This is a genomic window from Shewanella kaireitica, from assembly GCF_023284045.1.
GTDB lineage: Bacteria > Pseudomonadota > Gammaproteobacteria > Enterobacterales > Shewanellaceae > Shewanella > Shewanella kaireitica.
The window spans coordinates 264636-279673 of sequence record NZ_JAKIKQ010000005.1 but is presented as its reverse complement, the minus strand read 5'-3'; the positions used below and the strand labels follow the sequence as shown (position 1 = coordinate 279673).

The following is a 15038-nucleotide window of genomic DNA, read 5'->3' as shown; positions in this document are numbered from 1 at the left end:
ACTGGCACTGGCACTGGCACTGGCACTGGCACTGGCACTGGCACTGGCACTGGCACTGGCACTGGCACTGGCACTGGCACTGGCACTGGCACTGGCACTGGCACTGGCACTGGCACTAATGAAAAGCCTCTATCTGTTGATAGTCAACAACAAATACAACAAGTTAAAGAAGATTCTAGTACTGACACAGTTACAGGTGTTTTGCATGCTCAAGGATATAATTCTGCGCAAATAAACTGGAGCATTAACCAATCACAAGGGCAGTTCGGTTCACTTAATATCGATCCAGTGACTGGACAGTGGCATTACCAACTCAATAACGCCGCACAGACAACAAATGCATTAGCAGAAAATGAACACCACACCGAACAGTTTATCGTCACGGCAACGGATAGCGATGGCAACCACGTTCAAACTACGCTTGCAGTTGAAGTTGAAGGTAGCAATGACCTACCTACTATTTCAGGTGTACACCACGCTGCACTCAATGAAAACGGTGCTATAGACAGCGCTTCAGGCTGTTTGATCGCAACCGATCCTGATACGGGTGACAATACCAGCTGGTCAATCGCGAATGGGCTGGGCCAACTTGGCGAGCTAAGCATAGATCCAGATACTGGCACTTGGCATTATCAACTCAACAATAAAAACCCGGCAACACAAGCACTGAACCAAGGTCAGATAGCAACTGAAACCTTTACCGTAATAGCCACAGACAGCTCAGGACAGCCTGTTACTCAACTGGTGACAGTTCAAGTTACTGGCAGCAATGAGTTAGCGCAAATTGGCGGCACATCGACAGGAACAATTACAGAAGATCTCAATGTATCTCTAACCCCGAGTGGCGAAAAATTGAGAACAGAAGGCCAGTTAATAATTACTGATCCGGATTCAGGCCAAAGTCAGTTCATAGCAGATAGCTACTCAGGTCAATATGGCCAACTAAGTATCGACAATAACGGCCATTGGACTTATACCACCAACAATTCAAGCGCCCAAGTTCAGGGGCTAAAAACTGGCGAAACCGTTACCGATACGCTATTGGTACATTCAGTCGATGGCACTGAGCAGAAAGTCACTATCACCATCAACGGCACTGACGATAAAGCGGTGATCGCGGGTACTGCCACTGCAAGCCTGACTGAAGATAAAAACTTAGCCAGCGGCAATACATTAAGAGCCGATGGCCAGCTCACCGTGACCGATTTAGATAGTGGTGAAAACCAGTTCACCGCCGATTCGCTTCAAGGCCAATATGGCCAGCTAAGCATCGACAATAACGGCCATTGGACCTATACCGCCAACAATTCGAGCGCCCAAATTCAGGGCTTAAAAACTGGCGAAATCGTTACCGATACGCTATTGGTGCATTCAGTCGATGGCACCGAGCAGAAAGTCACTATCACCATCAACGGCACTGATGATAAAGCGGTGATCGCGGGTACTGCCACTGCAAGCCTGACTGAAGATAAAAACTTGGCCAGCGGCAACACATTAAGAGCTGATGGTCAGCTCACCGTGGTGGATCCAGATAGTGGTGAAAACCAGTTCACCGCTAGTTATCTGCAGGGGCAATATGGCCAGCTAAGCATCGACAATAACGGCCATTGGACCTATACCGCCAACAATTCGAGCGCCCAAGTTCAAGGGCTAAAAACTGGCGAAACCGTTACCGATACTTTACTGGTTCATAGCATCGATGGCACTGAGCAGAAAGTCACTATCACCATCAACGGCACTGACGATAAAGCAGTGATCGCTGGTACTGCCACTGCAAGCCTGACTGAAGATAAAGACCTTGCCAGTGGTAATACATTAAGAGCCGATGGCCAGCTCACCGTGACCGATTTAGATAGTGGTGAAAACCAGTTCACCGCCGATTCGCTTCAAGGCCAATATGGCCAGCTGAGCATCGACAATAACGGCCATTGGACTTATACCGCCAACAATTCCAGTACCCAAGTTCAAGGGCTAAAAACTGGCGAAACCGTTACCGATACGCTATTGGTGCATTCAGTTGATGGCACCGAGCAGAAAGTCACTATCACCATTAATGGTGCTGATGATAAAGCGGTGATCGCAGGTACTGCCACTGCAAGCCTGACTGAAGATAAAGACCTTGCCAGTGGCAATACATTAAGAGCCGATGGCCAGCTCACCGTGACCGATTTAGATAGCGGTGAAAATCAGTTCACCGCCGATTCGCTTCAAGGCCAATATGGCCAGCTAAGCATCGACAATAACGGCCATTGGACCTATACCGCCAACAATTCGAGCGCCCAAATTCAGGGCTTAAAAACTGGCGAAATCGTTACCGATACGCTATTGGTGCATTCAGTCGATGGCACCGAGCAGAAAGTCACTATCACCATCAACGGCACTGATGATAAAGCGGTGATCGCGGGTACTGCCACTGCAAGCCTGACTGAAGATAAAAACTTAGCCAGCGGCAACACATTAAGAGCCGATGGTCAGCTCACCGTGACCGATTTAGATAGTGGTGAAAATCAGTTCACTGCCGATTCGCTGCAAGGCCAATATGGCCAGTTAAGCATCGACAATAACGGCCATTGGACCTATACCGCCAACAATTCAAGCGCCCAAGTTCAGGGGCTAAAAACTGGCGAAACCGTTACCGATACTTTACTGGTTCATAGCATCGATGGCACTGAGCAGAAAGTCACTATCACCATCAACGGCACTGATGATAAAGCGGTGATCGCGGGTACTGCCACTGCAAGCCTGACTGAAGATAAAAACTTAGCCAGTGGCAATACATTAAGAGCCGATGGTCAGCTCACCGTGACCGATTTAGATACTGGTGAAAACCAGTTCACCGCTAGTTCTCTGCAGGGGCAATATGGCCAGCTAAGCATCGACAATAACGGCCATTGGACCTATACCGTCAACAATTCAAGCGCCCAAATTCAGGGACTAAAAACTGGCGAAACCGTTACCGATACGCTATTGGTGCATTCAGTCGATGGCACTGAGCAGAAAGTCACTATCACCATCAACGGCACTGACGATAAAGCGGTGATCGCGGGTACTGCCACTGCAAGCCTGACTGAAGATAAAAACTTAGCCAGCGGCAATACATTAAGAGCCGATGGTCAGCTCACCGTGGTGGATCCAGATAGTGGTGAAAACCAGTTCACCGCCGATTCGCTTCAAGGCCAATATGGCCAGCTAAGCATCGACAATAACGGTCATTGGACCTATACCGCCAACAATTCAAGCGCCCAAGTTCAGGAACTAAAAACTGGCGAAACCGTTACCGATACTTTGCTGGTTCATAGCATCGATGGCACAGAGCAAACATTAAGCATCACCATCACCGGCACTAACGATAATCCTGTGGTCAGCCATATCAGCTCCAAGGCAGCGGATGAGGGAGCTGCTAAGATCAGCGGGCAGATCACAGCCACCGATCTCGATCATGGTGATACTGCAACCTTCGCCACCAGTTTTAGCCACGCAGGCTTTGTTCTCAATACCGACGGCAGCTACACATTGGATCCCACCGATCCGAGCTTTAATCATTTGGCGGTTGGTGAGCATGAAACCTTAATCATTCCAGTGACCGCGACCGACAACAATGGTGGCCAAAGTGCGCCACAGAATTTAGTCATTCGCATCGACGGCACCAATGATAATCCAGTAGTGAACCATATCAGCTCGAAAACAGTTGATGAAGGTTCAGCTAAGATCAGCGGGCAGATCAACGCCACCGAACTCGATCATGGCGACACTGCAACTTTTGCGACGGGCTTCACTCACGCTGGTTTTGTATTAAACCAAGATGGTTCATACACGCTCGATCCCACCGATCCGAGCTTTAATCACCTTGCAGTCGGTGAGCATGAAACCTTAATCATTCCAGTGACGGCGACCGATAACAATAATGGTCAAAGTACGCCACAAAACCTAATTATCAAGATCGACGGCACTAATGATAATCCTGTGGTTAGCCATATAGGATCGAGAACGGTCAATGAAGGCGATCCACTAGTCACAGGTCAAATTACTTCAACAGATCTCGATCATGGCGATACTGCGACCTTTGCCACCAGCTATCAACATGCGGGTTTTATCCTCAATCAAGACGGTAGCTACACACTAGATCCCACCGATCCAAGCTTTAATCATTTGGCGGTTGGTGAACATCAAACGTTGATAATTCCAGTGACCGCTACCGATGACAATGGCGGTCAGAGTGCAACACAAAACTTAATTATCAAGATCGACGGCACCAATGATAATCCTGTGGTCAGCCATATCAGCTCCAAGGCAGTTGATGAAGGTTCAGCTAAGATCAGCGGGCAGATCGCTGCTACCGATCTCGATCATGGTGATACTGCAACCTTCGCCACCAGCTTCAGTCACGCAGGCTTTCTCCTCAATCCAGATGGCAGCTATTCGCTTGATCCCACCGATCCGAGCTTCAACCATTTAGCGGTAGGTGAACATGAGACGCTGATCATTCCAGTGACGGCGACCGACAACAATGGTGGTCAAAGCGCTCCGCAAAACTTGATCATCCGTATCGACGGCACCAATGATAATCCTGTGGTTAGCCATATCAGCTCCAAGACAGTTGATGAAGGTTCAGCTAAGATCAGCGGGCAGATCGCTGCTACCGATCTCGATCATGGTGATACTGCAACCTTCGCCACCAGCTTTAGCCATGCAGGCTTTGTTCTCAATACCGACGGCAGCTACACACTGGATCCCACCGATCCGAGCTTTAATCATTTAGCGGTTGGTGAGCATGAAACCCTGATCATTCCGGTGACAGCCACCGATAACAATGGCGGTCAGAGTGCAACACAAAACTTAATTATCAAGATCAACGGCACCAATGATAATCCTGTAGTGAGCCATATCAGCTCCAAGACCGTTGATGAAGGTTCAGCTAAGATCGGCGGGCAGATCTTAGCCACCGATCTCGATCATGGCGATAGCGCGACCTTTGCCACCAGCTATCAACATGCAGGCTTTATTCTCAATACCGACGGTAGCTACACACTAGATCCCACCGATCCAAGCTTTAATCATTTGGCGGTTGGTGAGCATGAAACCCTGATAATCCCCATCACCGCTACCGATAACAATGGTGGTCAAAGCGCTCCGCAGAATCTAATAATCAAGATCAACGGCACCAATGATAACCCAGTAGTGACCCATATCAGCTCCAAGACAGTGGATGAGGGAGCTGCTAAGATCAGCGGGCAGATCACAGCCACCGATCTCGATCATGGTGACAGCGCGATCTTTGCCACTAGCTTCACTCATGCGGGTTTTGTTTTACATGCAGATGGCAGCTACACACTGGATCCCACCGATGCTAGCTTTAATCACCTTGCGGTTGGTGAGCATGAAATCCTGATCATTCCGGTGACAGCCACCGATAACAATGGTGGTCAAAGTGCGCCGCAAAACTTAATCATCCGTATAGACGGCACTAATGATAATCCTGTGGTTAGCCATATAGGATCGAGAACGGTCAATGAAGGCGATCCACAAGTCACAGGTCAAATTACTTCAACAGATCTCGATCATGGCGATAGCGCGACCTTTGCCACCAGCTATCAACATGCGGGTTTTATCCTCAATCAAGACGGCAGCTACACACTAGATCCCACCGATCCGAGCTTCAACCATTTAGCGGTAGGTGAACATGAGACGCTGATCATTCCAGTGACGGCGACCGACAACAATAGTGGTCAAAGTGCGCCGCAAAACCTAATCATCAAGATCGACGGCACCAATGATAATCCTGTGGTTAGCCATATCAACTCCAAGACAGTTGATGAAGGTTCAGTTAAGATCAGCGGTCAGATCACTGCTACCGATCTCGATCATGGTGATACTGCGACCTTTGCCACCAACTTCAGCCACGCAGGTTTTATCCTCAATCAAGACGGCAGCTACACACTGGATCCCACCGATCCGAGCTTTAATCATTTAGCAGTTGGTGAGCATCAAACGCTGATCATTCCAGTGACCGCTACCGACAACAATAATGGTCAAAGTAAGCCACAAAACCTAATCATCAAGATCGACGGCACTAATGATAATCCTGTGGTTAGCCATATAGGATCGAGAACGGTCAATGAAGGCGATCCACAAGTCACAGGTCAAATTACTTCAACAGATCTCGATCATGGCGATACTGCGACCTTTGCCACCAGCTATCAACATGCGGGTTTTATCCTCAATCAAGACGGTAGCTACACACTAGATCCCACCGATCCAAGCTTTAATCATTTGGCAGTTGGTGAGCATCAAACCTTAATCGTTCCAGTGACTGCGACCGACAACAATGGTGGCCAAAGTGCGCCACAAAATTTGCTCATCCGTATCGACGGCACCAATGATAACCCAGTAGTGACCCATATCAGCTCCAAGACTGTTGATGAAGGTTCAGCTAAGATCAGCGGGCAAATCACAGCCACCGATCTCGATCATGGTGATACTGCAACCTTCGCCACCAACTTTAGCCACGCAGGCTTTGTTCTCAATACCGACGGCAGCTACACACTGGATCCCACCGATCCGAGCTTCAACCATTTAGCGGTTGGTGAGCATCAAACCCTGATCATTCCGGTGACAGCTACCGATAACAATGGCGGCCAAAGTGCTCCGCAAAACTTGATCATCCGCATTGATGGTACTAACGATCGACCGATTGTTTCAGGAATTTCTTCGGCAAGCGTTCTTGAACAAGGCGAAAATGTTACTGGGACAGCAAATGCCATTGGAACCCTTACTGCAACAGATCTTGATTCAACAGACCTCATAACATGGGGGGGTAGTCAGCCTCAAGGAAAGTTCGGCAACTTATCGATTGATCAGCATGGTAACTGGAGTTATCAGTTAGATAATTCAACAGCAGGTGCGGCAGATAAGCTGGCTACAGGTCAGCAACAGCAAGAATCATTTTGGGTAACAGCAACTGACTCTTCTGGTGCTGCTGTAGCACATAGAATTACTGTTGATGTCACGGGCAGCAATGACAAACCAGTTGTCTCTTCCTGGACGCAACTAGCTGCAGGTACAGAAGACAAAACTGTGACTATAAAAACTGCTGACTTACTCACACATGTAACCGATGTTGATGCTACAGATACTCTACAAGTCAACCAATTACAAGCAAGCCATGGTCATCTCATCGACAACAATGATGGCAGTTATAGCTTCACTCCTGATAAAGATTATAACGGTGAAGTTCGCTTAACTTATAACGTGGTAGATGGACAAGGCGGCAGCGTAAGTACCCAAGCTAGATTCAACCTAGCAGCATCTCCAGATAATGCCGTGATTACCGATGCTCAAACTGACCCTAACTTACGCGGCGTCACAGAAGATCGTGGCTATATCGATACCCACTATCAATTGCATTATGACGGTCAACTCAATATCCAAGATCCTGATACAGGTGAAGCTCAATTTGATCCCAATATAGGCCCGCAAACTTACCAAGGAATTGGTTATGACACAAAGTTAGGTGGTCATGTATTGCTAATGCGGGATGGCCGTTACACTTATACCTTGGACAATCGCCATATTCAAAATTTGGCAGAAGGTGAAGTTAAACAAGACTCGGTTGTGATCCGTTCAGCAGATGGTACCACCCACACCATTGAATTGTCCGTGCACGGAACCAATGACCAACCGACTATCGCAGCCCAATCCCATACAGTTATTGAAGGCGGTGCCCTCTTACATGGGCAAATGCTTGGTCAAGATATTGATACTGGCGCAACACTCCATTACTCAACTCCCACAGTTGATGGATTGATATTTAACTCAGACGGAAGCTATAGTTTCGACCCCAGTAATTCCAGCTATCAATCGTTGGCCTCTGGCATCACCAAAACCATTACAATACCAGTAACGGTCACAGACGAGCATAATGCCAGTTCGACTCAAAACCTTACCATTAGCATTACTGGGATCAATAATGCCGCTATTATTGGTGGTGTCGATACTGGAGATTTAATCGAAAGCACTGCAGGTCGAGATATGTCCCCAGATTATGCACAACCAGGGATGAGTCATTTAGGAAATAGTCCTCTTTATGCCAGTGGTGCACTGAATATTAATGATCTTGATACTGATGAATCTGCATTTGACTCTCGGGGTATTGGATATAATTACGCCGGAAAGTATGGCGATTTGTTACTACGAGAAGATGGTAATTGGTCTTATTATGCTGACGCTGGCAACATACGTGGAAAAGGTGGCTATGCCACAAATAGAGGCTCTGCTATTGATCAACTTGGCAAAGGAGAATCGCTAACTGACACTGTGACCGTCTATTCCAAAGATGGCACTTCGCACGATATTGTTATCACCATTCACGGAAGTAATGACAGACCTTACTGTTCGTCAGAAGTGATTCTAAATGCAGGTAGTGAAGATACTCGCCAAACTATCACTGTAGCGCAACTGCTACAAAATACTGTCGATGTCGATAACAATGATGTCGGGCTGCTAACTATTGAAAACCTGCATGCAGACCATGGTTCGATTAAGCACAATAAAGATGGCAGTTTCTCATTCAGCCCAGAAAAAGATTATAACGGTCAAGTCCATTTCACCTATGACGTGAAAGATGGACATGGCGGCGTCACGCATACAAGCGCATCTACCAGTCTTTCTGCAGTCAATGATAACCCTGATGTTTCACCGTTAGCCGACAGCATCAAAGAAGGCGCAAGTCATTACCTAGACTTGCTAACTGGCACAACAGATATTGAGGGCGATACGCTACATATCGAGCAACTGACTTACTCTATCGATGGGTCTCCTAGCACAACACAATTACCATCAGGATTATCATTAGCCGCTGACGGTCATACCTTAATGATTGATGCCACAGACCCAGCCTATAATCATCTAGCCAATGGTCAATCACTTAAAATTGCAGTGTCATACCTTGTTAATGATGGTCATGGTGGTCAAAGCCAACAAACTGCAAACTTAACGATTCAGGGGACCGATGACAAAGCGACACTTGTGTCTAATGTTATTCAACTAACAGAAACCCAAGCCCTCGATAGTCAGTTTAAAACTTACAAGGGCAACTTACAGCTTGTTGACCCCGATACTGGTGATAAAACCCATTTCGCCCAACTTAGTGGAACATATTTAGGCCAAGGTTTTGCCCCTGGTAATCTCGATGTTTGGTCCGATGGCTCATATCAATTTAGGTTGGAAGGCGCGAGTAATCGCCATGCAGATGATCTTATCAGCAGCTTGCACACTGGTGAGTCGCTGGAGATCCCGTATGAGGTTAAAACTAGCGACGGCCAAACATTGACCATCATGGTTAAAGTAATAGGAGAAGATAACCAAGCCAGAATAGAAGTCGGCCGGTACTCAAGCTTTAATGAGCATGCTTATGAAGACAACCTCTCCCCAGGCAGTACGCCGAATCAGATTTACAGCGGCGGGAATTTACATGTTATCGATCCCGATCATGATCAAGCAGGCTTTATTGCACAAAATCTAACGACCCCTGAAGGTGGCCATTTCTTTATTAATGCCAGAGGTAACTGGGCTTACACCATAGACAATGACAAGTTGCAACATCTAGGTGCAGGTCAAAGTTATCAGAAAACCTTTACCGTTGAATCTATTGACGGTAGCGCACATCAGAATATTACAGTCACTGTCCATGGTACCAATGATGCGCCCGTGGTTTCAGCACAAGTACAAATGGCTGCGGGCACCGAAGACACCGATATACAACTGAGTACAGCCGAGCTAATAGCCAATGCCACTGACGTTGATGACAATGATGCAGGCCAGCTCAGTATTGCCAATTTAACTGCAGATCATGGCACTATTACAGTTAATCCAAACGGTACGTTTACCTTCCATCCTGAAAAAGACTATAACGGTGCTGTGCAATTTAACTATGACATCAAAGATGCCCATGGTGGTGTCACCCATACTCAGGCTGGGCTGACCTTAACAGCCTCACAAGATGCCGCAACATTTAGCGGTAATAGCACTGGCGACGTACATGAAGGACATAGTTTTACCGCCGTTGATGGCAGTATTTCAGGTGGAAGTGTGAACGATCGCTCGCCCGATCATCAACATGGCAATATTGGTAAGCTTTGGAATGATCAGATCCATACCGACGGTCACCTAAATATCAACGATGCAGATAGCGGCGAAGCCCACGCTCAAACTGGCATTTACCATGGTAATTATGGCCAGATAATATTACAAACCAATGGCGATTGGAGCTATTACGCATCAATAGGGCAAGATTCAACGGGCAGAACAATTGATAAACTCGGTCAAGGGCAAAGCTTAACCGATACTGTCACAATAAAGTCAGCAGACGGCACAACTCATGACATTGTAGTAACTATTCATGGCGATAATGACCGTCCTTACTGCTCCTCTGCGGTAACACTTCACTCAGGGACAGAAGATAACAAAATCACCCTAACAGCTACAGATTTACTAGCTAACACTATTGATGTCGATACCAATGATGCAGGCAAACTGAGCATTGAAAACCTGCAGGCTGATCATGGAGTTATAGCAATCAATGCCGATGGCGATTTTGTATTTACACCAGAGCAAGATTACAACGGCCAAGTGCAGTTTACTTATGACGTTAAAGATGGTCACGGCGGCATCACTCATACAGGTGCTACAACAACCCTCGCAGCAGTCGGCGATGCCGCCACATTCAGCGGCACTGACAGCGGCGCGATTAAAGAAGATCGACATGTGGAAGGAGATGCAGACCAGAGTGTGGCTGTGTCTGGAGTACTCAATGTCACAGACCCTGATGCTAATGAGAGCGAGTTTGTTGCCAGTCGTAATGTACATGCAGTCAGCGATCCTTTGCATGGCCATTTAAGTATCGGCCGCGCGGGCGATTGGACCTACTCGGTGCCTAATGCCAACTTAAATCATCTTGCTGAAGGTGAAACAGTGCAAGTCACTTACCAAGTGCACTCAAGAGGTGGCGATACCCATAATATTACCGTTGATGTGGTCGGCACTAACGATGCTCCCTCCATAAGTGTTCACACACTTGCTCACGGCAGTGAAGATATCAGCTATCAAATGCAGGCCAGTCAGTTTGGTTTCACTGATGTCGATAACAAAGATGCGCTACATTCAGTTTCCATAACGGACTTACCCGACCCGTTGCAGGGTAAATTTATGCTGGATGGCCAAGCGATTAGCGCCAATCAGGTGATTGCGGCAGGCGATATAAGCAAACTACAGTTTGTGCCAACACATAACTTTAATGGTGATGTGAATTTCTCTTACACCGTTAACGACGGCCATGCAAATTCAGCTAAAGCAAGCAACACGCTGCATATTAGCCCAGTCAATGATGCAGCCACCATTGATGGACAGACACAATCAAGTACTAGCGCTTCAATTACTGAAGATTCGGCTACCAGCGTGATATCAGGCCAGTTGACCTTGGTCGATCCCGATGCTGGCGAAGATAAATTTGCCACAAATACTCAAATATCCGGCCAATATGGTCAGCTCACAGTCGATCAAGATGGCAGTTGGCATTATGCACTTAATAACGCTTCGCCCTTGGTTAATATGTTGAGCGCTGGGCAGCAATTAACCGATACCATAACGGTGACTTCACCCGATGGTACTGCTAGCCAAACCATAGCAATTACCATACATGGGCACAGCGATACCCCAAGCTTACAACTACAAGAAGCTGGCACAGTGCAGGGGTTAGATCTGTTCGCAGGAATTCAAGGTAACGGCATTATTCAGCTGCAATATTCTACCGATGGCGTCACTTTTAGCAGCCAAGTTCCTGCTGGATTTAGCCTTGCCGCAGATGGGCATACTCTAGAGGTTGATCCTGCTAATGCAGCATATGATCACCTTGCCAATGGTGCTCAACACAAGATTTGGGTCAACTATCAACTGCAAGAAGGTGCTGGTAGTTCTGCTCACCAGTCAAGCCAGCAAGCTGAAGTAGTTATAGTCGGAACCAGCGATAAACCCATAATCCATGGCTTTAATGCCAATTCAGCGCAGTTTAGTGGACCCGTAACGGGTAACTTACTGCAAGGTGCTACCGACGTGGATGACGGTGCGCAGTTAGTATTACAAGATCTGCAGTTTAAAGATCCAACGACCCATCAATATGTGACCGTTCATGTCGGAAAAGGGGAAGATATCAAAGGTGTTGGTCATATTTCTATAGCCAGTAATGGTGACTATACCTTTACACCCGATCCAAACTTCAGTGGCGACGCGCCGGGGTTTATCTATCGTGTTGTTGATACCCATGGCGACTATCAAGACAATAGTCAAAATATGCTAGATATCCATATCAATGCCAACCACCAGCCAAGGGTGCAAACATTCACAGCCAGCACAGCAGAAGATACTGACTTTCAATTTACTGCGGCAAGTTTTGGCTATCAAGATAGCGATAGTGATGCATTTGATCATTTAAGCATTAATCTGCTGCCCGATCCGAGCACGGGCTCATTGTGGCTAAATGGTCATGCTGTAACACAAGGGCAAGCCATTAGCGCTAATGATATTGATACGCTAATTTTCAAGCCAGCGGCAAACTTCAATGGCGATGCGCATTTTAGCTACGTTGCCAGCGACGGCCATCAAGACTCCGCAGCCCATACTGCCGTGCTAACCGTAACTGCCGTTAACGATTTACCAGTGCTCACCATTAATCAAACCAGCCACACTCAAGGGCATTTAGTGGCGACCGACATCGACAAGGGTGATGCCCTTAGCTTCTCAGCGCCGCTGATAACCGGACAGTTCGGTAGCCTGTCTATTGACCCTGACAGCGGCGCATACATCTATACCCAAAACAACTCTGTCGCACAGATGAACTACAACCCTGCGACTTCAACCTATAGCGGTGTTGATGTTTTTGAAGTGCAAGTGAGTGATCACCATGGTGGCGTTGCGAGCAAATTTATCAGCTTTAGTGCCGAGGCCACTGTAAGTAGTACTACAGCTGGTACCCTTATCATCAGTAGTAGTGTTCCTAATCAGCCTTTAGTCAGTAACACAATACCAGCAGGGTATATTGTGGCTACACCACCAGCAAATCACGTCAGTATCGATCTCAGCTCCACTAGCGACTCTGGTAGTAGCAATCATGATGACTTAACCAATGACACCACACCAACCATCACTGGTCATACTGATATTCCGTTCTCAAAGGTCACGATTTATGACGGTAATACCCCTGTTGGTCATGCGTTATCTAATGCCAGCGGCGACTACAACGCAACCTTATCGAGCTTAGCTGAAGGGCTTCACAACCTCTCAGCTAAAGCCCTAGCACCATCATCAATATTACCTGCGGTATCATCAGTACTTGATATTGAAATTGATACTCAAGCCAGCGCAACTATTCAACTTGATCCTATCACTAGCGATAATGTGATTAACGCACAAGAGAGTGGCGCGGATATCAGCGTGACAGGTCAAGTCAGTGGTGATGTGCATCAAGGTGATAGTGTCAGTCTAATCGTCGGGCAACATAGCTATAGTGCAACCGTTGATGCCAGTGGCCACTTTAGTGTCAACATCGCAGGCACTGAATTAGCATCGAACTCATCGATAACAGCTAGTGTTGTAACCACTGACAGCGCAGGCAATTCAGCGCGGGCTTCACAAGTAATGCACTATAGCAGCGACACACAAGTCGGTATGCCAACCATTACCTTTGAAAGCCCAGGCAGTGACAACGCATACAGTAAATCCGAAATAGCTCAAGGTCACGCAGGAACAGTGACCGCAACAGTGCATGCTGCAGCTGATGCCCAAGTCGGCGAGCACCTGAGTATTAATGGCGTTGACCATGTACTCGATGCCAATAGTTTAGCTCATGGTATCGACCTTGAAATTGCACCGAGTAGTATTGTCAGAGCGATTATGACCGATGAGCATGGCAACGTTAGCTCAGCCCTGAATATTGCTGCAAGCGCTAAGCCTGAGCCTATCGTCGTAACCGCTCCGCCTGGGAGTCACCATATTGGTGCCTCTTTGGGCGTACCAACCTTAATACCAACACAAACCCCTGTTCCTACAGCTCAGCAGGGCTGGAAAATACTGGTTAATGGCCACTATCAAACTAGCTATACCAGCCAATGGGGCACACTGACGATAAACCCCAAAACGGGACAATTGAATTATCAAGAACATGCTAACACTCATACAGGTCCTCATGGTTCGGCGCAAAATGTTGGCGTGCATGAGGATAGGTTTGAAGTCGCGCTACAGGGCTCACATCATGATGATGTCATCATGCATGTTCAAGTGAGCATATTGAGCCGTGGTCCTGGCCATAGCGGTAAGCTCACTTTAGGCTCTGAAGTACTTGATATGACGGTAACTCCAACCTTTAGTCATCCTGCACCGCCACCACCTCCTCCCGCGGCAGATGCCCATGATGTGCCCCAAAGTGATGCCATTGCTGAGATCAGTGTAGATTTAAACGATATAGTGGTTGATGATGCTGCAATTCGCGCTGAGCAAGATAGCACAGGGCAAGACACACAATCATCCGATGAAGCAACAGCTCAAGTTCTAGCTGAGATAGAGCCTGAGTCACAACCATTATCACCAATGCCAGTAAGTGCAGCCGCAGCAAGTGCCCCCATCGATCACTACTTGCAGATGGTGGGTATGAACCAGCAAGATCTGACAGTCAAAACAGATAGCTCTGCCATGAATGAGCTACCTAATGTGCAAGAGCTAACAAGTACTGCACCCGATGCTGACATGCTAGACACCAACCACGTCGATGCGTTCGATAATCCACTAGATGATGACGATAAACATGGCTTACATCATGATGATTTAACTGTTCTTGATTATGCAGTTGAACATCACGCGGTCGACCAAGCAAACGATGATGACTTACTACACCAAGCGTTAAACGACATGCACAATCAACTTTAGCCTAGCTAAACCTGAACCGCGATTAAACCAACAAAGCAGTGGTAAATTTCACTGCTTTTTTAAATGAA

2 protein-coding genes are annotated in these 15038 nt (G+C 47.2%); both read left to right on the top strand.

Going from position 1 to position 15038, the window contains the following annotated elements; all coding sequences use genetic code 11:
* Nucleotides 1-235 (top strand): hypothetical protein (locus L2730_RS09795; RefSeq protein WP_248974419.1); only part of this gene is annotated, 235 nt, incomplete at its 5' end.
* Entirely contained in the window at nt 202-14970 is a 14769-nt protein-coding gene (locus tag L2730_RS09790; RefSeq protein ID WP_248974418.1) for a VCBS domain-containing protein, read from the top strand. The genes L2730_RS09795 and L2730_RS09790, both read left to right, overlap by 34 nt.
* Nucleotides 14971-15038 lie beyond the last annotated feature (68 nt).